Origin of the sequence: Micromonospora sp. NPDC023644, assembly GCF_040640115.1 — a bacterium.
Taxonomy (GTDB): domain Bacteria; phylum Actinomycetota; class Actinomycetes; order Mycobacteriales; family Micromonosporaceae; genus Micromonospora.
Window position 1 is genome coordinate 1 of record NZ_JBFABA010000001.1, and the last position, 22,652, is coordinate 22,652.

General features: G+C 74.3%; 19 protein-coding genes and 1 pseudogene. 13 read left to right on the forward strand and 7 right to left on the reverse strand.

Annotated elements, in window-relative coordinates:
- Positions 1-95 (reverse strand): annotated as a pseudogene (locus AB0G08_RS00005) (alpha/beta hydrolase); the annotation flags it as partial.
- Between the two features lie 315 nt (positions 96-410).
- On the opposite strand from AB0G08_RS00005, the gene groES reads away from it, so the two are divergent.
- From groES to AB0G08_RS00020, 3 genes are all read left to right on the forward strand, one after another.
- On the forward strand, positions 411-725 hold the full coding sequence (groES, locus tag AB0G08_RS00010) for a co-chaperone GroES (protein ID WP_121399825.1): 315 nt from the start codon (positions 411-413) through the stop codon (positions 723-725).
- A 70-nt stretch (positions 726-795) separates the two neighbouring features.
- The gene (groL, locus tag AB0G08_RS00015) at positions 796-2,442 is read left to right on the forward strand and encodes a chaperonin GroEL (protein ID WP_358080828.1); all 1,647 of its coding nucleotides are present in this window, start codon (positions 796-798) and stop codon (positions 2,440-2,442) included.
- A gap of 112 nt (positions 2,443-2,554) precedes the next feature.
- Positions 2,555-4,324, forward strand: a complete 1,770-nt coding sequence (locus tag AB0G08_RS00020) for a molybdopterin-dependent oxidoreductase (RefSeq protein ID WP_358080831.1) — start codon at positions 2,555-2,557, stop codon at positions 4,322-4,324.
- Positions 4,325-4,428: 104 nt separating this feature from the next.
- Here AB0G08_RS00020 and AB0G08_RS00025 read toward each other — a convergent pair whose 3' ends face one another.
- Complete coding sequence (locus AB0G08_RS00025) at positions 4,429-4,812, reverse strand: WhiB family transcriptional regulator (protein ID WP_089003203.1); 384 nt, start codon at positions 4,810-4,812, stop codon at positions 4,429-4,431.
- Positions 4,813-5,064: 252 nt separating this feature from the next.
- On the opposite strand from AB0G08_RS00025, the gene AB0G08_RS00030 reads away from it, so the two are divergent.
- On the forward strand, positions 5,065-5,889 hold the full coding sequence (locus AB0G08_RS00030) for a helix-turn-helix transcriptional regulator (protein WP_358080834.1): 825 nt from the start codon (positions 5,065-5,067) through the stop codon (positions 5,887-5,889).
- A 179-nt stretch (positions 5,890-6,068) separates the two neighbouring features.
- On the opposite strand, the gene AB0G08_RS00035 is transcribed toward AB0G08_RS00030, so the two are convergent.
- A complete protein-coding gene (locus AB0G08_RS00035; RefSeq protein WP_358080837.1) occupies positions 6,069-6,479 on the reverse strand; it encodes a DUF5319 domain-containing protein in 411 nt (136 codons plus the stop codon).
- 186 nt (positions 6,480-6,665) lie between these two features.
- Between AB0G08_RS00035 and guaB the strand changes: the two genes are divergently transcribed.
- The 4 genes from guaB (at position 6,666) to AB0G08_RS00055 (ending at position 12,457) form a co-directional block, all read left to right on the forward strand.
- A complete protein-coding gene (guaB, locus tag AB0G08_RS00040; protein WP_358080840.1) occupies positions 6,666-8,228 on the forward strand; it encodes an IMP dehydrogenase in 1,563 nt (520 codons plus the stop codon).
- 30 nt (positions 8,229-8,258) lie between these two features.
- Positions 8,259-9,377 carry a GuaB3 family IMP dehydrogenase-related protein gene (locus AB0G08_RS00045; protein ID WP_358080843.1) on the forward strand — a complete coding sequence of 373 codons (1,119 nt, stop codon included), beginning with the start codon at positions 8,259-8,261 and terminating at the stop codon, positions 9,375-9,377.
- A gap of 49 nt (positions 9,378-9,426) precedes the next feature.
- On the forward strand, positions 9,427-10,836 hold the full coding sequence (locus tag AB0G08_RS00050; RefSeq protein WP_358080847.1) for a M1 family metallopeptidase: 1,410 nt from the start codon (positions 9,427-9,429) through the stop codon (positions 10,834-10,836).
- 163 nt (positions 10,837-10,999) lie between these two features.
- Positions 11,000-12,457, forward strand: a complete 1,458-nt coding sequence (locus AB0G08_RS00055; protein ID WP_358080850.1) for a M1 family metallopeptidase — start codon at positions 11,000-11,002, stop codon at positions 12,455-12,457.
- A gap of 66 nt (positions 12,458-12,523) precedes the next feature.
- On the opposite strand, the gene AB0G08_RS00060 is transcribed toward AB0G08_RS00055, so the two are convergent.
- Positions 12,524-13,666, reverse strand: a complete 1,143-nt coding sequence (locus tag AB0G08_RS00060; protein WP_358080853.1) for an LCP family protein — start codon at positions 13,664-13,666, stop codon at positions 12,524-12,526.
- A 134-nt stretch (positions 13,667-13,800) separates the two neighbouring features.
- Between AB0G08_RS00060 and AB0G08_RS00065 the strand changes: the two genes are divergently transcribed.
- Entirely contained in the window at positions 13,801-15,498 is a 1,698-nt protein-coding gene (locus AB0G08_RS00065) for a GMC family oxidoreductase (protein ID WP_358080856.1), read from the forward strand.
- Positions 15,499-15,514: 16 nt separating this feature from the next.
- Here the strand turns inward: AB0G08_RS00065 and AB0G08_RS00070 are convergent, their stop codons facing one another.
- Positions 15,515-16,525: a Brp/Blh family beta-carotene 15,15'-dioxygenase gene (locus AB0G08_RS00070; RefSeq protein ID WP_358080858.1), complete on the reverse strand. Its 1,011-nt coding sequence runs from the start codon at positions 16,523-16,525 to the stop codon at positions 15,515-15,517.
- Between the two features lie 79 nt (positions 16,526-16,604).
- Positions 16,605-17,303, reverse strand: coding sequence for a bacteriorhodopsin (locus tag AB0G08_RS00075; RefSeq protein WP_358080861.1), 699 nt, complete (start codon positions 17,301-17,303; stop codon positions 16,605-16,607).
- A 173-nt stretch (positions 17,304-17,476) separates the two neighbouring features.
- On the opposite strand from AB0G08_RS00075, the gene AB0G08_RS00080 reads away from it, so the two are divergent.
- Both AB0G08_RS00080 and guaA read left to right on the forward strand, forming a co-directional pair.
- Positions 17,477-18,340, forward strand: a complete 864-nt coding sequence (locus AB0G08_RS00080; RefSeq protein WP_358080864.1) for a bacteriorhodopsin — start codon at positions 17,477-17,479, stop codon at positions 18,338-18,340.
- Between the two features lie 46 nt (positions 18,341-18,386).
- Positions 18,387-19,940: a glutamine-hydrolyzing GMP synthase gene (guaA, locus tag AB0G08_RS00085; RefSeq protein WP_358080867.1), complete on the forward strand. Its 1,554-nt coding sequence runs from the start codon at positions 18,387-18,389 to the stop codon at positions 19,938-19,940.
- Between the two features lie 7 nt (positions 19,941-19,947).
- Here guaA and AB0G08_RS00090 read toward each other — a convergent pair whose 3' ends face one another.
- A complete protein-coding gene (locus AB0G08_RS00090; RefSeq protein WP_358080869.1) occupies positions 19,948-20,265 on the reverse strand; it encodes a PspC domain-containing protein in 318 nt (105 codons plus the stop codon).
- A gap of 144 nt (positions 20,266-20,409) precedes the next feature.
- Between AB0G08_RS00090 and AB0G08_RS00095 the strand changes: the two genes are divergently transcribed.
- A complete protein-coding gene (locus tag AB0G08_RS00095; RefSeq protein ID WP_358080871.1) occupies positions 20,410-21,357 on the forward strand; it encodes an NUDIX hydrolase in 948 nt (315 codons plus the stop codon).
- 128 nt (positions 21,358-21,485) lie between these two features.
- Positions 21,486-22,412 (forward strand): NUDIX domain-containing protein, encoded by a 927-nt coding sequence (locus tag AB0G08_RS00100; RefSeq protein ID WP_358080874.1) that lies wholly within the window; start codon positions 21,486-21,488, stop codon positions 22,410-22,412.
- The last annotated feature ends 240 nt before the right edge of the window (positions 22,413-22,652 follow it).

Sequence of the window (22,652 nt, forward strand, 5' to 3'; positions counted from 1 at the left end):
GTCCGTGTCGGTGCTGGCACCGATGATCGTGGATCGACGGTGGCGTACCGCTCGGGGACGTCCGCCGGGCCGCCGCCGAGCAGCGCGGCCACCGCAGCGGCCGCGTCGAGCGCGGCCGCCCCCTCGGGCGTACGCAGGGCGGCGAGCTGGTCGAGATCCACCCGGTCATTGTGGTCCGCGGACCCGACGCGCCGGGCGGCGGGTTGGCACTCTCCTTGACGGAGTGCTAGCCGAGGAATAACCTGCGATTAGCACTCTCACCCCGAGGGTGCCAGCTTCCGGGCCTCGTGGCCCGGGCGCTGAACGCCAGGCGGACCGGCACCCGCGACGACGGCCCCGCCCGGTGGCATGTGGCAGATTGACGCTGGCCGGCTTGCCGGTCGGTAACGAAACCAGTACCCCAGGAGGGTATGCCCGTGACTACCGCGACCAAGGTTGCGATCAAGCCGCTCGAGGACCGGATCCTGGTCCAGGCGAACGAGGCTGAGACCACCACGGCGTCGGGCATCGTGATCCCCGACACCGCCAAGGAGAAGCCGCAGGAGGGCACCGTCCTCGCTGTCGGCCCGGGCCGGATCGACGACAAGGGCAACCGGATCCCGGTTGACGTCTCCGTCGGCGACACCGTCATCTACTCGAAGTACGGCGGCACCGAGGTCAAGTACGCCGGCGAGGAGTACCTGGTGCTCTCCGCCCGCGACGTCCTCGCGGTCATCGAGAAGTAAGCAACCGATCAGTGTCGTCGCCCCGGTCCGGCTCGCCGGGCCGGGGCGACGTCGCTTCGAAGGGACATTCATGGCGAAGATCCTGAGCTTCTCGGACGACGCCCGACACCTGCTCGAGCACGGTGTCAACGCCCTCGCGGACGCGGTCAAGGTCACCCTCGGCCCGCGCGGGCGCAACGTCGTCCTGGACAAGAAGTTCGGTGTGCCCACGATCACCAACGACGGCGTGACCATCGCCAAGGAGATCGAGCTCACCAACCCCTACGAGAACCTCGGTGCGCAGCTGGTCAAGGAGGTGGCGACCAAGACCAACGACGTCGCCGGCGACGGGACCACCACCGCCACCGTGCTGGCCCAGGCGATGGTCCGCGAGGGCCTGCGCAACGTCACGGCCGGCACCAACCCGGCCGGCCTCAAGCGGGGCATCGACGCGGCGGCCGCCAAGGTCTCCGAGGCGCTGCTCGGCCGCGCGGTCGAGGTCGCCGACAAGAAGTCGATCGCGCACGTCGCGACGATCTCCGCGCAGGACGCCACGATCGGCGAGCTGATCGCCGAGGCGATGGAGAAGGTCGGCCGCGACGGCGTCATCACCGTCGAGGAGGGCTCCGCCCTGCACACCGAGCTGGACGTGACCGAGGGTCTCCAGTTCGACAAGGGCTTCATCTCGCCGAACTTCGTCACCGACATGGAGTCGCAGGAGTCGGTCCTGGAGGACCCGTACATCCTGATCACGACCCAGAAGATCTCGGCGATCGAGGAGCTGCTGCCGCTGCTGGAGAAGGTCCTCCAGAACAGCAAGCCGCTGCTGATCATCGCCGAGGACGTCGACGGGCAGGCGCTGTCGACGCTGGTGGTCAACTCGATCCGCAAGACCCTCAAGGTCTGCGCGGTCAAGGCCCCCGGCTTCGGTGACCGGCGCAAGGCGATGCTCCAGGACATGGCGATCCTCACCGGCGCCGAGCTGGTCGCGCCCGAGCTGGGCTACAAGCTCGACCAGGTGGGCCTGGAGGTGCTCGGCACCGCCCGGCGCGTCGTGGTCGACAAGGAGAACACCACGGTCGTCGACGGTGGTGGCAAGTCGAGCGAGGTCGCCGACCGGGTCGCGCAGATCCGCAAGGAGATCGAGGCCTCGGACTCCGACTGGGACCGGGAGAAGCTCGCCGAGCGGCTGGCCAAGCTCTCCGGCGGCATCGCGGTCATCAAGGTCGGCGCCGCGACCGAGGTCGAGATGAAGGAGCGCAAGCACCGCATCGAGGACGCGATCGCCGCGACCAAGGCCGCGGTCGAGGAGGGCACCGTCCCCGGCGGCGGCGCCGCCCTGGTGCAGATCCTGTCGGTGCTCGACGACGACCTCGGCTTCACCGGTGACGAGAAGGTCGGCGTCTCGATCGTGCGCAAGGCGCTGGTCGAGCCGCTGCGCTGGATCGCCCAGAACGCCGGCCACGACGGCTACGTCGTCGTGAACAAGGTCGCCGGCAAGGAGTGGGGCCACGGCCTCGACGCCGCCACCGGCGAGTACGTCGACCTGGTGAAGTCCGGCATCGTCGACCCGGTGAAGGTGACCCGCAACGCGGTCACCAACGCCGCGTCGATCGCCGGCCTGCTGCTCACCACGGAGAGCCTCGTGGTGGAGAAGCCGGAGAAGGCCGAGCCGGCCGCCGCCGGCGGGCACGGCCACAGCCACGGCCACGGCCACCAGCACGGCCCGGGCTTCTGACCCTCGCCGTACGCCTCGTCGGGGCGCACCGTCCGCGTGACGGTGCGCCCCGACGCCTTTGCGGGCGCCGGCGCGACTACCGGCCGGCCGGTGCATCGGAAACACTGGCCCGATGAGCAGCACGACGCGCGGGTACGCCGCCCTGGCCGGGGTCACCGCCGCCGCGGTGGCGATCGGCTCCGCCGAGCTGGTGGCGGTGCTGACCGGTCCCCGTTCGGCGCCGCTGGTCGCCGTCGGGGGGCTGGTGGTCGACACGGTGCCCGAGCCGCTCAAGCAGCTCGGCATCGCCCTCTTCGGCACGTACGACAAGATCGCGCTGCTGGTCGGGACGGGCCTGCTGCTCGCCGCCTTCGCCGCGCTGCTCGGCGTGCTGTCGCTGCGCCGGTTGGCGATCGGCCTCGCCGGCATCGCGGCCTTCGCCGCGCTCGGCGTGGCCGCCGCCGTGACCCGGGCCGGCGCCGGCCCCACCGACGCGCTGCCCTCGCTGGTCGGCGCCGGGCTCGGGGCGGCGGTGCTCTGGGCCTTCGTCGCCGGCCCGCTCGAACTCGACCCGTGGCCCTGGTCCCCGCCGACGCCACCGCCCGCCGAAGGGCCCACGCCACCGCCCGCCGAGGGGCCCACGCCACCGCCCGCCGAGGGGCCCACGCCACCGCCCGCCGAAGGGCCCACGCCAGCGGCCGCCGAGGGGCCCACACCGCTGATCGGCGAGGGGCCCACACCGCCGATCGGCGAACGGCACACGGCATCGCGTGCCGAGGAGCCCACCTCGCCGGCCGCCGTCGCCGCGCCCCCGCAGCCGTTGGAGCCCAGCGACCCGGCGTCGCGGCGCCGGTTCCTGACCGGGGCGGGACTCCTGGTCGGCGCGGCCGGGGTGGCCGGGCTCGGCGGTCGCTGGCTCGCCGGCCGGCGGGGGGTGTCGGCGGCCCGGGAGGCGGTCGTGCTGCCCGCGCCGGCGGCGCCCGCCCCGGCGGTGCCGGCCGGGGCGGACCTGTCGCTGACCCAGCTCGCCCCGTACGTCACGCCGAATTTCGGCTTCTACCGGATCGACACCGCGCTGGTGGTGCCCCAGGTGGACCCGGAGACCTGGCGGCTGCGCATCCACGGCCGGGTGCGCAACGAGATCGAGCTGAGCCTCGCCGACCTGCTCGCCCGTCCGATGGTCGAGCGGTACGTCACCCTCGCCTGCGTCTCCAACGAGGTGGGCGGGGACCTCGTCGGCAACGCGCGCTGGCTGGGCGTGCCGATCCGGGAGCTGCTCGACGAGGCCGGGCCGGAGGAGGGCGCCGACCAGGTCGTCGGCCGCTCGGTGGACGGGTGGACCTGCGGCACGCCGACCGCCGTGCTCCGGGACGGGCGGGACGCGCTGCTGGCGGTCGGGATGAACGGCGAGCCGCTGCCGGTGGAGCACGGCTTCCCCGCGCGGATGGTGGTGCCCGGCCTCTACGGGTACGTGTCGGCCTGCAAGTGGGTGACCGAGCTGGAGCTGACCAGCTTCGCGGACTTCGACGCGTACTGGGTGCCGCGCGGCTGGTCGGCGCAGGGGCCGGTGAAGACCCAGTCGCGGATCGACACGCCCCGCCCGCGCAACCGGCTCACCGCCGGCGCCGTGACGGTGGCCGGGGTGGCCTGGGCGCAGCACCGCGGCATCCGCCGCGTCGAGGTACGCGTCGATGACGGGCCGTGGCGCGAGGCGGAGCTGGCCGCGGTGGTCTCGGTGGACACCTGGGTGCAGTGGTCCTGGCGGTGGGACGCCACCCCGGGCGAGCACACCCTCTCCGTCCGGGCGACCGACGCCACCGGCGAGACGCAGACCGGGCGGCGGCAGGCGGTCGCCCCGGACGGCGCCACCGGCTGGCACCGCGTCACCGTGACGGTGCGCTGAACGCCCTCCCGCGCCTCCGGGAGCGGTGCCCACGCCCGGAACGCCGCGACGCCGCGTCCCCGGGCGGGGACGCGGCGTCGGTGTGGTCTTCGAGGGCTGCCGGCTCAGGCGATCTTGCGCTGGGCGGGGACGGTCGACCGGTGCGGCTGGCCCAGGCGGGCCTCCAGGCGAGCCACGTCGACCCGGCTCTGGCGGCGGTCGGCGAGGTCCTCCCAGCCCACGGCGAGCAGCCGCAGCCGCTCCGACTCGCTGAATCCGCCCCACACGCCGTACGGCTCGCGGACGGCCAGGGCGTGGGCGGCGCACTCGGCCCGGACCGGGCAGGCGCGGCAGACGGCCTTGGCGCCGGACTCCCGGCGCAGGCGGGACGAGCCGCGCTCGCCGTCCGGGTGGAAGAACTGCGCGCTGTCCCGGCCCCGGCAGGCACCGAGCCGCTGCCAGTCCCAGAGGTCGACGATGGGTCCGGGCAGTCTGCGTACGTTCGACATCAGCACCCCTCCTCCCGCGCGGCACCGCGCAGATCCTGGTGAATCGGCGTCCGGGCGACGGTCCGCGCAGGCGCGCCGTTTCCGGCCTGGCACCTCCGTACCCGGGCCGTCGCCCGCTCACACACCTGTGATCGAAAACTTCCGGCAACTGGCGGCATATGCCCTACTTGTCGGAAAAGTTCGGGGGATTGCCGGAACCCCCTCGCGACCCGACCCGGTCATGGTCTGCTTCTGGGCGGAGAGGAGACCACTGTGCGTACGGTTCTCGTGTGCGTTCGGACACCGCTCGCGGCGCAGCATCTGGCATCCGCGGCGGCACGGCTCGGGTTGTCCGCGGCGGTGCGGACGGCCGTCTCCGATCCCGAGGTGATGCTGCGCCTGGCCGAGCGCCCGGCCGACGTGGTGCTCGCCGACACGGCCCTCACCCGGCCGGACAGCGCGGGCTTCGTCCGGCGGGTGCTCGCCCGCGCGCCGCAGGCCTCCGTGCTGCTGCTCGGCACGGAGGAGTCGGAGGCGGCCGCAGCCACCATCAGCGCGGGTGCCCGGGGCCTCATCCAGGGCGTCGACCACGACCTGACCAGCGCGGTCGCCAAGGCCCTGCTGCTGCTCTCCGCGCCCGGCCGGGCGGCCCGGCGCCCGATCACCGACCCGGCCCGGGACACCGCGGCGGTCGGCGGTCCCGCCCGTACCACCCAGGCCGGCCGGTCGCCGGCCGAGCCGGGTCCCACCTGGTCGACGGCGACCCCCGACGGCGCGGGCGGCGCCCCGACGGTGGTGCCGGCGCAGCGCGGCGACGACCCCGCCGAGCCCGCCGACGAGCCGGCGGAGGCCGCGCCCCCGGGGCGGCGGGGCGGGTCGGGCCCGCGCGGCGGCCGGTCCCAGGTCGGGCTGACCGAACGCGAGCTCCAGGTGCTGCTGGGCATGGCGGAGGGCAAGAGCAACGCCGAGATCGGCCGGGAGCTGTTCGTCTCGGAGGACACGGTGAAGACCCACGCCCGGCGGCTGTTCCGCAAGCTCGGCGCCCGGGACCGCGCGCACGCCGTGGCGGCCGGCTTCCGCGCCGGCCTGGTGGCCTGAGCCGCACCCGTCCGGACGCGGCCCACCGAGGGCCCCCGGCGTGCGGAGCCGGGCGGGGGTGGCCCGAGCGGCACCCGGTGCGGCGCCGGCGGGCGGCCCCGCGCCTCACCCGGAGCGGCACCGCCGCGCGGAGCCGGGCGGGGTGGCCCGAGCCGCACCCGGTGCGGCGCCGGCGCGGCTCAGCGTTCGGGCTCGGGCTCCTCGTCGGCGCCCTCGGTCAGGGTGTCGTGCACCCCGTCGGCGTAGCCGCGGGCGTAGTCCCAGGTGACGTAGTGGTCCGGGTCGGGGTCGTAGGCCGGCTCGTGCACCCGGGGGCGGCCCGAGCTGAGCAGGTGACGCAGGTTGCCCCGCAGCAGGTCCCAGTCGAAGTAGTGCGGCTCCCGGCAGTCCTCGCACTCGATGACCAGCCCGCGCACCCCGATCGGCGCCAGCAGCGCCTGGTAGATCTCCAGGTCGGCGAGATCCTCCAGCACGTCCTGCCGCTCGACGTCGGTCAGCGGGTCGAGCGGGGCGTCGTCGTCCGGATCGTGCAGGCCGGCGGCCGGATCGGCCGGGTCGCCGTTGAAGGGGTCGATGGGCTCGTCGTGCACCCCCTCACCGTAGACCCAACGCCAGTGCCGCGTCCGCCCCCGGCCACCGGTGACCTGGGCCGCCACCGGCCGGGGGCGGCCCGGGTCGGTGGGTACGATGGGACGACGCGCCCGTCACCCGGCGTGTGCCGGTGCCCGCCCGCGCCACCTCGCTGAAGCCCGTCCGAGCAGCTCAGGGGAGCAATCGTGGAATTTTCGCCCAGCACCGATCTTCCGACCGGCGCCGACAGCGGCGAGCTGGGCGGCCACCTGCCGGAGCTGCCCGCCGGTTCCGCCCGGGTGGTTCCGCTCGGGTTGACCTTCGACGACGTGCTGCTCCAGCCGGGCGAGTCGGACGTGGTGCCCAGCCGGGTCAACACCGTGACGAAGCTGACCCGCAACATCGACCTGTCCATCCCGCTGCTCTCCAGCGCGATGGACACGGTGACCGAGGCCCGGATGGCGATCGCCATGGCCCGCCAGGGCGGCATCGGCGTGCTGCACCGCAACCTCTCCCTGGAGGACCAGGCGCTCCAGGTCGACCTGGTGAAGCGCTCCGAGTCCGGCATGATCACCAACCCGGTGACCGCCAGCCCCGACGACACCCTGCGGGACGTCGACGCCCTCTGCGGGCGCTACCGCATCTCGGGCGTGCCCGTCGTGGACGGCGAGGGCCAGCTGGTCGGCATCGTCACCAACCGCGACATGCGGTTCGTCTCCGACCCGGCCACCCCGGTCCACCAGATCATGACCCGCACCCCGCTGGTCACCGCCCCGGTCGGGGTGAGCAAGGACGACGCCCTCGACCTGCTGCGCCGGCACAAGGTCGAGAAGCTGCCGATCGTCGACGACTCGGGCCGGCTGCGCGGGCTGATCACGGTCAAGGACTTCACCAAGAGCGAGCAGTACCCGAACGCCACCAAGGACGACGCCGGCCGGCTGCGGGTCGCCGCCGCCGTCGGGGTCGGCGACGACGCCTACAAGCGGGCCCGGGCGCTGGTCGACGCGGGCGTCGACGTGCTGATCGTGGACACCGCGCACGGCCACCAGCGGGCCGTGCTGGACATGGTCCGCCAGCTCAAGAAGGACGTGACGATCGACATCGTCGGCGGCAACGTCGCCACCTACGCCGGCGCCAGGGCGCTGGTCGAGGCGGGCGCCGACGGCGTGAAGGTCGGCGTCGGGCCGGGCGCGATCTGCACCACGCGGATCGTCGCCGGGGTGGGCGTACCGCAGATCACCGCGATCATGGAGGCCGCGCGCGCCGCGCGGCCGGCCGGCGTCCCGGTGATCGGCGACGGCGGCATCCAGTACTCGGGCGACATCGCCAAGGCGCTCGTCGCGGGCGCCGACACGGTGATGCTGGGCAGCCTGCTGGCCGGCTGCGAGGAGAGCCCCGGCGAGCTGATCTTCATCAACGGCAAGCAGTACAAGGCCTACCGGGGCATGGGCTCGCTCGGCGCGATGCAGTCCCGGGGCCAGGGCAAGTCCTACTCCAAGGACCGCTACTTCCAGCAGGACGTGCTGGCCGAGGACAAGCTGGTCCCCGAGGGCGTGGAGGGCCAGGTGCCCTACCGGGGCCCGCTGTCCGCGGTCGCCCACCAGCTCACCGGTGGACTGCGCGCGGCGATGGGGTACGTCGGCGCGGAGAGCATCCCCGAGCTGCACCGCCGCGGTCAGCTCATCCGGATCACGGCGGCCGGGCTCAAGGAGAGCCACCCGCACGACATCCAGATGACGGTCGAGGCGCCCAACTACCACTCCCGCTGACCATCCCCCCTGCGACAACTGGAGTCCCCCATGCGTGACGTGGTCGAGATCGGGCTGGGCAAGACCGCGCAGCGCGGCTACCACCTGGACGACATCGCCATCGTGCCGAGCCGCCGGACCCGGGACGTCGACGACGTCTCCACCACCTGGCAGCTCGACGCCTACCAGTTCGGCATCCCCTGCGTCGGGCACCCCTCGGACGCGACGATGAGCCCGGCCTCCGCCGTCCGGCTCGGCCAGCTGGGCGGCCTCGGCGTGCTCAACGTCGAGGGCCTGTGGACGCGCTACGAGAACCCGACCAAGGTCCTGGAGGAGCTGTCCGGGCTCGACGAGGACGCCCGCACCACCAAGCGCCTCCAGGAGGTGTACGCGGAGCCGATCCGCCCCGACCTGATCGCCGAGCGGGTCCGCGAGCTGCGCGCCGGCGGCGGCACGGTGGCGGTGCGGGTCTCCCCGCAGCACACCCTGGCGCTGGCCCCGGTGATCCTCGACGCCGGCGTGGACATCCTGGTCATCCAGGGCACCATCGTCTCCGCCGAGCACGTCTCGACCACCGACGAGCCGCTCAACCTCAAGGAGTTCATCGCCGACCTGGACCTCCCGGTCGTCGTCGGCGGCTGCACCGACTACAAGACCGCGCTGCACCTGATGCGCACGGGCGCGGCCGGCGTGATCGTCGGCATCGGCGGCGACGAGTGGTCCACCACCGAGTCGGTGCTGGGCATCCGGGTGCCGATGGCGACCGCGATCGCCGACGCGGCGGCGGCCCGCCGGGACTACCTCGACGAGACCGGCGGTCGCTACGTGCACCTGATCGCCGACGGCGACATCCAGACCTCGGGCGACATCGCCAAGGCCCTCGGCTGCGGCGCGGACGCGGTGATGCTCGGCGAGCCGCTGTCGCTCTGCGCGGAGGCGCCGGCCGGCGGCGCCTGGTGGCACTCCGCCGCCAGCCACCCGTCGCTGCCCCGGGGCGCGTTCGAGACCGCCGGCGAGCCGCTCGGCTCGATGGAGCAGCTGCTCTTCGGCCCGGCCGACGAGCCGGACGGCCAGCTCAACCTCTTCGGCGGGCTGCGCCGCGCGATGGCCAAGTGCGGCTACCGCGACCTCAAGGAGTTCCAGAAGGTCGGCCTGGTCCTGGACCGCTGACCTGCGCAAGCGGCACCACCCGCACCGGCCGCGCCGATAGGCTCGGCCGGTGCGTCGTACCAGCCGTCGGATCCGCCCCGCGCTCGCCGTCGCCGTCGTCGCGGCCTTGGCGTTCGCGGCCTGCACCGAGGGCGACGAGCGGGGCGACCTCCGGCCGGGGGCGGCCGACCTCGCCGACCCGTACGTCCCGGGGGCCGGCAACGGCGGCTACGACGTCGCGGGCTACCGGCTCGCCGTCCGCTACGACCCGGCGACCGACCGGCTCGCCGGGCGGGCCGCGGTCACGGCCACCGCGACCACCGGGCTGTCCCGGTTCAACCTGGACCTCGCCGGGCTGGACGTGTCGCGGGTGGCCGTCGACGGCCGGTCGGCCGGGTCCGCCCGCGACGGCGACGAGCTGGTGGTCACCCCGCGCGACGGGCTGTCCCGGGGCGCCCGGTTCACCGTCGAGGTGGACTACTCCGGCGTGCCGGCGGCGAGGGCCGACGGGCAGCTCGGCAGCGGCGGCTTCCTGCACACCGCCGACGGCGCGATCGCGCTGGGCCAGCCCTGGTCGGCGGCCACCTGGTTCCCGGTCAACGACCACCCGTCCGACAAGGCCACGTACGACATCGAGGTGACCGTCCCGGACGGGCTGGCCGCGCTGAGCAACGGGGTGCCGGGGGAGAGGTCCAGCGCCGACGGCTGGACCACCTGGCGCTGGGCCGAGCGGGCGCCGATGGCCAGCTACCTGACCACCCTGGTGATCGGCGACTACCGGGTGCACAGCGGCACGCACGCCGGCAGGCCGATGGTCACGGCGGTGCCGGCGAGCCTCCCGGCGACCGGGCCGGAGGCCGCCTCGCTGGCCCGCACCGGCGAGATCGCCGACTTCCTGGCCAGCCGGTTCGGGCCGTACCCGTTCGACTCCTACGGCGGCGTGGTGGTCACCGACGGCCGGATCGGCTACGCGCTGGAGACCCAGTCCCGACCGGTCTACGGGCCGGGCTTCTTCCGGGGCGGGCGGCCCAACCTGGGCGTGGTCGCGCACGAGCTGGCCCACCAGTGGTTCGGCAACAGCGTGGCGCTGAGCCGGTGGAGCGACATCTGGCTCAACGAGGGCTTCGCCAGCTACGCGGAGTGGCTGTGGGAGGAGCACGACGGCGGTCGCACCGCGCAGCGCAACTTCGAGCTGGAGTACGCGGCGACCGACTGGTCCCGGCCGTCCGTCGACCCCGGACGGTCCCGGTTGTTCGGGTCGGCCGTCTACAAACGCGGCGCGCTCGCCGTGCACGCGCTGCGCCGCACGGTCGGCGACGACGCCTTCTTCCGCATCCTGCGGACCTGGACCGCCGAGCGGCGCGGCGGCAACGCCACCACCGACGACCTGGTCGCGCTGGCCGAGCGGGTCTCCGGGAAGCCCCTGCGCCCGCTCTTCGACGCCTGGCTCGTCGGCGGGAGCGCCCCCGCACTGCCCTGACGCGGCCTCCGCCGGCGCTCGGTAGGCTGCGGCCGGACGCGGCGCCGCACCGCCCGCCCGCCCCGTCGCCTCCATGCGCCCGGGCGAGCGGCACCGGCCGGGCGCGAGTGGTCCACCACGGTCGCCGGTGGGGCAGCCGGCGGCGCAGGGAGGGGACGAGGCGATGACGCTGTCGCGGCGGACACTGTGCGCGGGCACCGGCCTGCTGCTGGCCGGGACGCTCGGGCTGGCCGGATGCGGGTCGGCCGACGAGTCGGCCCCGGCCCCGACCTCCGCCGCCGCCTCGCCCGGCCGCCAGTTCAAGGCGGGTGCGGCCGGCGCCGGCGACGCGTACTTCCCGACCTACGGCAACGGCGGGTACGACGTCAGCCGCTACACGGTGAAGGTGCGGTACGACCCGGCGGAGGACAGGCTCACCGGGACCACCACCGTGCAGGCGGCGGCGACCAGCGACCTGTCCGCGTTCAACCTGGACCTGGCCGGGCTGACCGTGCGGTCCGTGACGGTGGACGGGGCCCCGGCGAAGCACGGCCGCAAGGGCGACGAACTGGTGGTCACGCCGGCCCGCGGCCTGATCGCCGGCAACGGCTTCGTCGCCGAGATCGCGTACGAGGGCGAGCCGGAGCCGCTGCGCAACGAGGCCCTCGGCCTCGGGGGCTTCCTGCACACCGACGAGGGGGCGATCGCGCTCGGCCAGCCCGAGTCGGCGAGCACGTGGTTCCCGGTCAACGACCACCCCTCGGACAAGGCCGCCTACGACTTCGAGATCACCGTGCCGAAGGGACTGACGGCGGTCAGCAACGGGGTGCCGGCGGGCAAGAGCACGGCCGGCGACTGGACCACCTGGAAGTGGTCCGAGCGCAGCCCGATGGCGAGCTACCTGAGCACGGTGGTCGTCGGAAAGTTCCGGATCACCGAGGGCGAGCACAAGGGGCGGCCGGTGTTCCACGCGGTCACCACCGACCTGCCCGAGGGCGCGGCGGACCGGTCGATCGCCGCCACGGTCGAGGTGGCCGACTACCTGGAGAGCGTGTTCGGGCCGTACCCGTTCGGGGCGTACGGCGGCGTGGTGATCTCCGACGCCCGCATCCGGTACGCCCTGGAGACGCAGAGCCGCCCGGTCTACTCCGCGAGCTTCTTCTCCGGCGGCGAGAACACCGGCGTGGTCGCCCACGAGTTGGCGCACCAGTGGTTCGGCAACAGCGTGTCGCTGGCGAAGTGGCAGGACATCTGGCTCAACGAGGGCCTGGCAACGTACGCAGAGTGGCTCTGGGCCGAGCACGACGGCGGGCGCACCGTCCAGCAGGAGTTCGACGCCCGGTACGCCGGCTCGTCCGGCCAGGTGTGGCGGACGCCGCCGGGCGAGCCGGGGGCGGCGAACCTGTTCAGCGAGTCGGTCTACCAGCGCGGCGGGATGACCGTGCACGCGCTGCGGGTGGCAGTCGGCGACAGGGTCTTCTTCGAGATCCTGAAGACCTGGGCGGCGCAGAAGCGCGACGGGAACGCGACCACGGCCGAGTTCGTCGCGCTGGCCGAGCGGGTCTCGGGTACGCAGCTCGACGACCTCTTCGAGGAGTGGCTGTACGGCACGGAGCGCCCCGCCCGCCCCGAGCGCCTGTGACGGCGCTGAGCCCCCCCGCCCTTCCGGCACCGCCGACGGCGCTCGGCGCGGTGACGCGGACGGCGCTCAGCGCGTGATGCGCAGCTTCGGGTTGGCGGCGAGGTAGGCGTCCGCCCGGCCCGCGCGCAGCTCGGTGAGGAACTTCCGGCCGGCCGGCGTGAGTTGCTCGCCCCGGTAGGCGCTGCCGCGGCCGACGCCCGCGCCGGGCAGGTCGACCAGCACGAACTTCTCCGGCGTGAGCCCGCCGAGGGCGTACGCGACGTCCACGACGCGCGGTCCGCCCGCGTAGACCAGGGTGTCGCCGAGCGCGTCGACCACCTGCTGGACGCGCTCCGGCTGCCGGGCCAGGTCCTCGTCGAGGATCTTCGTGGCCAGCGCCTTGATCAGCTGCTGCTGGTGGCGCTGCCGGGCGTAGCCGCCGCCGGTGATGTAGCGCTGCCGCGCGTAGTCCAGCGCCTGCCAGCCGGTGAGGTGCCGCTCGCCCTTCTCGTACACCATCTGCGGCCCGACGTAGCCCCCGCCGCCCGGCGCGGGTTCCCGGTGCCGGCCGTCGGGGCGGCGGTGCAGCGAGACCACCCGCTGGTCGACGTAGAGGTCCACGCCGCCGAGCGAGTCGACCAGCCGGTCGAAGCCGTTGAAGGTGAGCACCGCGCCGGCGTCGAAGCGCAGCCCGGTGTAGCCGCTGACCGTGCTGCGCAGCAGCTCGTACCCCTGGGCGGTGCTCGGCTGCTTGGGCTTGCCGGGCACCCGGCTGCCGTAGCTCATCGCGTGGGTGAGCTTGGTCTTCGCGCCGCGGTAGCCGGCCTTCGGGAAGGCCGGGACGTCGACCAGCAGGTCGCGGGGGAGGGAGAAGAGGTACGCCCGGTCGAGGCCCTTCGGCACGTGCAGCACCAGCACGGCGTCGCCGTGCGGCTCCCAGCCCGGCACGCTGACCCGGGTGTCCACCCCGACGAGCAGGAGGTTGAGCGGGCCGGTGATGCCGGCGCCCGGCGGCGCGGTCGGGCTCGGACTCGGGCTCGGACTCGGGCTCGGGGTGGGGCTCGCCTGCGGCGTCCCGGTGGCGCCCGTCGGCCCGACCCCGCGCGGCGGCCCGTCGTCGCCGACCAGCCGGGTGACCACCAGGGCGCCCACGGCCACCAGGATCACGGCCGCGAGGGCGGCCAGCCCCAGCACCCATCGTGGGCGTGGCGCCCCTGTCCGCTGAGTCATGCGACACCCCCGTGATGACAACGTCCCGACGGGGGCGCCGAGTTGCGGGCGGGCGCCTCCGGATCGCGGACCGGAGCATGATCCCGCAAAATCGGGCGCTGGCGCGATGGCTACCGAGCGGTAATGATGCGGTCATGCGGTACGACGTGCTCGTCATCGGGTCCGGCTTCGGCGGCAGCGTCACCGCGCTCCGGTTGGCCGAGAAGGGCTACTCGGTCGGGGTGCTGGAGGCCGGGCGGCGCTTCGCCGACGACGAGTTCCCGCAGACCTCCTGGCGGCTGCGGCGGTTCCTGTGGGCGCCCCGCCTCGGCTGCTACGGCCTCCAGCGGCTCACCCTGCTGCGCCCGGCCGACCGGAAGACCGGCGGCGGGGTGCTGGTGCTCTCCGGCGCCGGGGTCGGCGGCGGCTCGCTGGTCTACGCCAACACCCTCTACGAGCCGCTGGACGCCTTCTACACCGACCCGCAGTGGCGCGACGTCACCGACTGGCGCGACGAGCTGGCCCGTCACTACGACCAGGCGAAGCGGATGCTCGGCGCGACCACGTACCCGCTCGTCACCCGTGCGGACCGGGCGATGCGGGCGGTGGCCGACCGGATGGGGGTGGGCCACACCTACCACGCCACCCCGGTCGGCGTGTTCATCGGCCGTCCCGGCCAGCGGGCCGCCGACCCCTACTTCGGCGGCGCGGGGCCGGAGCGCACCGGCTGCACGCACTGCGGCGCGTGCATGACGGGCTGCCGGCACGGCGCGAAGAACACGCTGGTCAAGAACTACCTCTGGCTGGCCGAGCGGCTCGGCGCGCGGGTGCACCCGCTGACCACGGTCACCGCGGTCCGCCCCACCGACGGCGGCGGGTACGCGGTGCACACCGTGCGCACCGGGGCCTGGCTGCGCGCGCGGCGGCAGGTGTTCCACGCCGACCAGGTGGTCTTCGCGGCCGGCGCGCTCGGCACCCAGCGGCTGCTGCACGCGATGAAGGCGGAGGGGTCGCTGCCCGGGCTCTCGCCCCGCCTCGGCGAGCTGACCCGGACCAACTCCGAGGCCATCCTGGGCGCCGCGGTGCCCCGCCGGCGGGCCCGCGCGGACGGGCTCGACTTCACCGAGGGGGTGGCGATCACCAGTTCGTTCCACCCCGACCCGCAGACCCACGTCGAGCCGGTCCGCTACGGCCGGGGCTCGAACGCGATGGGGCTGCTCCAGTCGCTGCTGGTCGACGGTGGGCCGCACCGGGTCCGCCGCTGGCTGGGGACCCTGCTGCGCCAGCCCGGCACGGCGGCCCGGCTGCTGTCGGTGCGCGGCTGGTCGGAGCGGACGGTGATCGCCCTGGTCATGCAGTCAGCGGACAACTCGCTGACCACCCGGCTGCGGCGCGGCCCGTTCGGCCGGCGCCTGGTCTCCGGGCCGGGGCACGGCACGCCCAACCCGACCTGGATCCCGGCCGGCAACCAGGCGGCCCGCCTGCTGGCCGAGGAGATCGGCGGTACGCCCGGCGGCGCGCTGACCGAGCCGTTCGACATCCCGATGACGGCGCACCTCCTCGGCGGGGCGGTCATCGGCGCCACCCCGGCCGACGGCGTGATCGACCCGTGGCACCGGGTGTTCGGCCACCCGGGGCTGCACGTGGTCGACGGCGCGGCGGTCTCGGCGAACCTCGGGGTGAACCCGTCGCTGACCATCACCGCCCAGGCGGAACGCGCGATGTCCTTCTGGCCCAACAAGGGCGACGAGGACCCGAGACCGCCGCTCGGCGAGCCGTACCGCCGGCTGGAGCCGGTGCCACCGCGCCGCCCGGCGGTGCCGGCCGACGCCCCCGGCGCCCTGCGGACGTAACCAGGGCCCGGCGGGGTCAGCCGGTCCGGCGTGTGTGACCCCGGCGGGGTCGATCCGCCCGGCGGGCGGGCCCGGGCCCGCGGCGGTCCGCCCAGGCGACCAGCACCGCGTGCGGGACGGTCAGCGCGGCCAGCACGGCGAACGTCGCGGGCAGCGGGTCCACCCCGTGGCCGGGCCAGGCGACCAGGGCGACCAGGGCGGCGACGGCCACCACCGTGGGAGCCGCCGCCTGCCGGGCGAAGCGGCGCAGCGGCGGTGCGACCCGCCCGGCCGTCAGGTCGGCCGTGTTGCGCGGGTCGTGCCGCAGCAACCGGGCGACGTGGCGGAACGAGTGCCAGGCCGCGAAGTACGCCCCCACGGCCAGGGCCGGCGGCACCGTGCCGAACAGCCCGGCGAGGAGGACGGGTTCGACGGCGTCGCGGGCGCGGCCGGCGCGGACGTCCCGGATCGCGGTGACCGCGACCGCGCACAGCACGGCGGCCAGCGCCAGCGCCCGCACCTCGACGGTGAGCAGCGCCGGTGCCCGAGGGGCCACCGCCGCCAGCAACGGGTCGACCTGGTCCCGCCACAGCGCCAACGGGACGACGACGGGCGGCCCGCCGTACGCGAGCACGGCCGTCACCCCCGCCCGGACCGGCCGGCGGTCCCGCTCGGCCTGGAACGCCACGTCGGCGGTGCCGAAGTGGACGACCGACACGACGAGGAACCCGACCAGCGCCGGACCCGGCGCGGCCCGGAAGGCCGCCAGCCCGGCCCCGGCCAGGGCGGTGTAGACCACCAGCAGCGCCACACGCGCCGACGGCGGCCGGGCGCGCGCCGACAGCCAGGCGGGCACGAGATGGTCGACCGCGCCGTGCGGGAGCCCGAGGAGCAGCCCCGCGACCAGGAACGCGGGCGCGTCGCCCAGCCCGGCGGCGCCGATCAGCGGGGACGTCGCCAGCAGCCCGCCGAGCGCGAACTGCGAGGCGGTCCCGGCGCGCCGCAGCAACCGGTCCGGCCGCCGCGGGCCGGCCGCCGCGCCGGTCACGCGCGGAGGCGACCGCCGGAGTCGGGTGGGCGCCCGGCCGTCCGCCACCGGCACCGAGGGGCCGGCCCCGGTGACCGGGTCAGACGACGGTGAGCTCACCACGGGCGGACAGGGCGCGTAGCCGACCGAGATCGAGGATGCTCCAGCCCACCTTCGACAGGATGGAGAGCACGACGAGGAGCAGGCTGGTGGTGGTGGAACCGAGCAGGCCGACACCGGACGGGCCGAGGAGCCAGAACAGCGGATAGCCCGCCCAGAGCGCGCTGAGCACCAGGGCGGCCTCCGTGTACACGGCCGCGATCCGTTCCGGCTGGCGGTGCGCGTGGGCGCGCAGCGGTCCCCAGACCAGGCCATAGATCGTGAGGAGGGCCAGCACCCCGATCGCGTACAGGGTGTAGCGGAGCATGGTGTCGGCCGCGAGGTCGGCGAGCAGGCCGCTGAGGATCACCAGCACGTTCGCCCCGGCGAGGACGCCCATCAGCCGCCAGCAGCGCCCGGGCAGGGAGTGCGTCGCGGTCAGCATCAGGGCCACCAGCAACAGGGGGGCGGTGACCACCCAGTCGACGTACCGCGCCCAGTAGAGCGTGTGGCCGGCCACCTCCGTGCGGCCGCCGCCCAGCGCCATGACCAGGTACCAGCAGCCGGACCAGAGCGGGATGGCGATCGCCACCCGGTACTCGCTGAGCGGGACGCCCCGCGGGTCCGCGCGCCAGCGGGTGAACAGCACGACCCCGCCCGCCATGGCGGCGACGTACATCCACAGCCACCACTCGGTCATGCTGACTCCTCGGCCGACTCCCAGGCGGCACCCTGTCCGCCCGGCTGCCGGTTCCGACGACCCGGGCGCCCGCCGGGACACCGCTGCCACCGAGCCGGTGGAGATCTCGTTCGGGAACCCGGTGCCGACTGGTACGGATAACCTATACGCGTCAAAAGCCTCTTATGCGGCTAATGGCGTCGGTTCCGCTGTGGGAAAGCCGTGAGGTCACCGTGAACGTCGAGAACCTGTTCGGTTACAACGTCGTCCAGTACACGCTGGTGTCCCACGTGTTCACGCTGGGCTACGCGGTGATGGCTGCCGGGCTGGTCTACTTCCTCGCGAACCGCAGCTCGGCGGCACCGCGCTACCAGCTCGCATCGGTGCTCTCCGCCGTGGTGATGGTGTCGGCCTTCTTCGAGCTGTGGGTGCTCTCGGAACGCTGGGGCCAGGCGTTCACGTGGAACGGGACGGCCTACGTCCAGTCGGACGTTCTCTTCTCCAACGGCTACCGGTACATGAACTGGGCGATCGACGTCCCTGTCCTGCTGATCCAGTTGCTCATCGTGCTCGGGGTCACCGGTCGGGCGTTCCACCTGAACTGGACGATGTTCGTGGTCGGCGGCCTCGGGATGATCTACGCCGGCTACGCCGGGCAGTTCCACGAGGTGGACCGCTCGCCCCCGTACTGGGTCTGGGGCCTCGTCAGCACGGCGTTCTTCCTGTTCCTGCTCGCCCTGGTGGCCCGGGTGATCTTCGGCAGCCTGGCCCGGCTGCCCGAGCCGGCCCGGAACCTCGCCCGGGCCGTCTGGTGGCTGGTGCTGGCCTCCTGGATGCTCTATCCGGGCGCCTATCTGATGCCGGCGATGTGGGACTCCGCCGACGGGGTGGTGGCGCGACAGATCACCTACACGGTGGCCGACATCACCTCCAAGGTCGTGTACGGCGTGCTGCTCAGCGTCATCGCGCGCAAGGTCAGCGTCGCCGAGGGGTACACCCCGGCGGTCGAGGACGACGTCGCCCGCCCCCGCGGAGGGATCACCGCGGGGGCGCGGTGACGGACCGGCGGGGGCCGCGCCAGCGTCGTCGGTAGGATTTGCTGCCATGAGCACGCCTCGCCCCGTCCTCGTGGTGGACTTCGGAGCCCAGTACGCCCAGCTCATCGCGCGTCGGGTGCGTGAGGCCAAGGTCTATTCGGAGATCGTGCCGCACTCGATGCCGGTCGCCGAGATGCTGGCGAAGGACCCGGCCGCGATCATCCTCTCCGGCGGCCCGTCCAGCGTCTACGCGCCGGGCGCCCCGCAGATCGACGCCGGCATGTTCTCCTCCGGGGTGCCGGTCTTCGGCATCTGCTACGGCTTCCAGGCGATGGCCCAGGCGCTCGGCGGCACGGTGGCCCGCACCGGCAACCGCGAGTACGGCGGCACCCCCCTGCGCGCCCGCCCGGAGGCCGGGGTGCTGCTGCGCGAACTGCCGGACGACCTGCCGGTCTGGATGAGCCACGGCGACTGCGTGACCGAGGCCCCGGCGGGCTTCACGGTGACCGCCGAGTCGGCGGGCGCGCCGGTCGCCGCGTTCGAGGACGTGGCCGGCCGCCGGGCCGGCGTGCAGTTCCACCCGGAGGTCGGGCACACCGCGCACGGCCAGGAGATGCTGCGCCGCTTCCTGTACGACATCGCCGGCATCGAGCCGACCTGGACGCCCGAGAACATCATCGACGAGCAGGTCGCCCGGATCCGCGAGCAGGTCGGCGACAAGGAGGTCATCTGCGGCCTGAGCGGCGGGGTCGACTCGGCCGTCGCCGCCGCGCTGGTGCACAAGGCCGTCGGCGACCAGCTGACCTGCGTCTTCGTCGACCACGGCCTGCTGCGCGCCGGCGAGGCCGAGCAGGTGGAGAAGGACTACGTCGCCGCCACGGGCATCAAGCTCAAGGTGGTCGACGCACAGGATCGCTTCCTCGGCGCCCTGGCCGGGGTGACCGACCCGGAGCAGAAGCGCAAGATCATCGGCCGGGAGTTCATCCGGGTCTTCGAGGCCGCAGCGCGGGAGATCGCCGCCCACGGCGACGTCGAGTTCCTCGTCCAGGGCACCCTCTACCCGGACGTGGTGGAGTCCGGCGGCGGCACCGGCACCGCCAACATCAAGAGCCACCACAACGTCGGCGGCCTGCCCGAGGACCTGAGGTTCGCGCTGGTCGAGCCGCTGCGCACGCTGTTCAAGGACGAGGTCCGGGCGCTCGGCCTGGAGCTGGGCCTGCCGGAGGCGATGGTGTGGCGGCACCCGTTCCCCGGTCCCGGCCTGGCCATCCGGATCATCGGCGCGGTCGACCGGGAGCGGCTCGACCTGCTCCGCCAGGCCGACCTGATCGCCCGGGAGGAGCTCACCGCCGCCGGCCTGGACCGGGGCGTCTGGCAGTTCCCGGTGGTGCTCCTGGCCGACGTGCGCAGCGTCGGGGTGCAGGGTGACGGCCGCAGCTACGGGCATCCCGTGGTGCTGCGGCCGGTCTCCAGCGAGGACGCGATGACCGCCGACTGGTCCCGGCTGCCCTATGAGGTGGTGGCGCGGATCTCCACCCGGATCACCAACGAGGTCGCCGAGGTCAACCGCGTCGTGCTGGACGTGACGAGCAAGCCGCCGGGCACCATCGAGTGGGAGTGATCCCGCCTCACGCCGCCGGCGGGTAGGTCGGCGGCGTCGGCTGCGCCACGGTCGGCTGCGCCGCCGTGGACGGCGCGGCCTGCGCCGGGTGCGGCCAGGCGGGCGCGTCGGCCGGCTCCTCGGGCATCAGGAACCACATGATCGGGTACGCGAGCAGCGCGAGCCCGCCGGTGAGCAGGCCGGCGACCGCGAAGACCACCCGGACCAGGGTGGGGTCGACGGCGAAGTACCGGCCGAGGCCGCTGGCGACCCCGGCGATCATCCGGTCCGTCACGGGGCGACGGAGCTGCTTGTACGGGGGGCGGGGAGGGGTGGTGTAGGTCATGCCTCCACGGTCCGCGCCGGTCGGCGGGCCGGCCTCGGTGACCGCCCGGATCCCTACCCTGACCTGCCCCTGAGGGGCGAGATTTCAGTCAGGAATCTGACTCTTTTCGATGGAGGTAACCCGGGCCGGGGAGAATTTGGCCCCGTGACCACCATGCTGGAGCCGCTCCGCAGGATCGCGGCATACGCAGTTTGTGCTGATTCAGTCGGCCGGGTGTTGCTGGTCCGCGCATCGGAGCGCTCCGGCACCCCCGGCACGTGGTCGCTGCCCGGCGGGGCGGTCGACCACGGTGAGGACCCGCACCACACCGTCGTCCGGGAGACTGCCGCCGAGACCGGCCTCTCCGTCACCGTCGCGGGCCTGCACGACGTGCTCGCCGACATGCGGGCGCTGCCGGAGCGGGGCATCACCATCCACACCGACCGCCTGATCTTCCAGGTCTCGGTGCGGGGCGGGACGCTCGCCGACCGGGTCGACCGGCCGACCGACCTGGCCCGCTGGTTCACCCCGGAGGAGGCCCGCGAGCTGCCGCTGCGGTCGTTCACCGCGCGGGCCCTGGGCCTGCCCGCCTCGTCCGCCGACATCGTTCCGGACGAGGCGCCGGAGTTCCCCTCCTTCTACGCCGTGCCGGGCCCCGACGGGCTGCACCGGGCCCAGCGCTTCGCCGCGTACGCGGTGGTGACCGACCCGGACGGGCGGGTGCTGCTCACCCGGGTCTCCGACGGCTATCCGGGCGCGGGCTGCTGGCACCTGCCCGGCGGCGGCACCGACTACGGCGAGCAGCCCGGCGCCGCCCTGATCCGGGAACTGGTCGAGGAGACCGGGCAGAACGGTCGCCTCGTCGAGCTGCTCGGCGTGGCCAGCCACCGCGACGCCGCCTCGCTCGGCCCGGAGGGCTACCCGATCGACTGGCACGGCGTGCGCGCCTTCTACCGGGTCGTGGTCGACAAGCCGGCTCCGCCCACCGTCGCCGACGTCGGCGGTTCCACCTGCGAGGCCCGCTGGTTCGCCCGCGACGAGCTGGGCGCCCTCCCCACCGACCGGCTGACCGAGGTGACTGCGGAAGCCGTCCAGGCCGCCCGCCTGGCCTGACCCCCACCCGCCCCGGCCCCGCCCCCCGGTTCGTCGATCATGAGGTTGACCGGGCGACACGCCGGAGCCGCTGCGGCTAACCTCATGATCGACGGAACGGGTCGGCGCGGGCGGGGGAGTGCGGGCGGGTGGAACGACGGCGGCGGGTCGGCGCGTACGGGGTGTGTCGGGGCTCGGACGGGCGGGTGTTGTTGGCCCGGGGCTCCGGCTCGTGCCCGTTCCCGGGGGTCTGGCAGATTCCCGGGGGCGGGCTCGAGCACGCCGAGCACCCGGCGCACGCGGTGGTCCGCGAGTTCGCGGAGGAGACCGGCCTCACGGTCGAGGTCACCGGGCTGCGGGCCGTGCTCGCCGACGTGACGACCTTCCGTGACGCCGACGTCGCGGTGCACACCGACCGCGTGGTCTTCGACGTCGCCGCGCGGGGCGGCGAACCGCGGCCGGAGCAGGCCGGCGGCAGCGACGAGGTGGCCTGGTTCACGACCGCCGAGGCGGCCACGGTGCCGCTGATGCCGTTCACCGCCGAGCTGCTCGGCCTTCCCGTGTCGCCGCTGCCGCCGGATCTGCCCCGTTCGCCGGCGGCGGGGCCGGCCACCGCGCCCCCGGCCGACCGCAGGCAGCGCTTCGGGGCGTACGGCCTGGTCACCGACCCCGCCGGCCGGGTGCTGCTCACCATGATCGCCGACGGCTATCCGGGCGCCGGCCGGTGGCACCTGCCCGGTGGCGGGACCGACCACGGCGAGCAGCCGGTCGCCGCGCTGCTGCGCGAACTGGTCGAGGAGGCCGGCCAGCTCGGTCGGGTGGTCGAGCTGATCGGCGTCGACAACCTGCACAACCCGGCCGCGTGGGGTCCGGAGGGGCGCCCGCTCGACTGGCACGGCATCCGGGTGGTCTACCGGGTGGCGGTGGACGCGCCCACCGAGCCGCGGGTGACCGAGCTCGCCGGCGGCTCCACCGCCCGCGCGGGCTGGTTCACGCCCGGGCAGCTCGCCGGCCTGCCGCTCACCGAGATCGCCGCCCTGGCGCTGGCCGGGGCCGCCGCCGACGATCGTCCGTAGATCGCCGGCCCGGCGCTGGGCCGGGCCCCGCCGGCGATCGTCCGTAACCGGACATCGGTGCCCCCGGCGCCCGCTCGCCGAGCCGGCGGGGACGGGGTCCGGTACATTCGATGTGGGGTTGGTGGAGGAAACGGGCGATGGAGCCCGGGATGGGAATAAGAGAGCGGTTCGCGCGGTTGGACCAGATATAAGTACCGCCGGCAGCTATCGCCAACCCCCGTTCCCCTATGCGATGGTGTA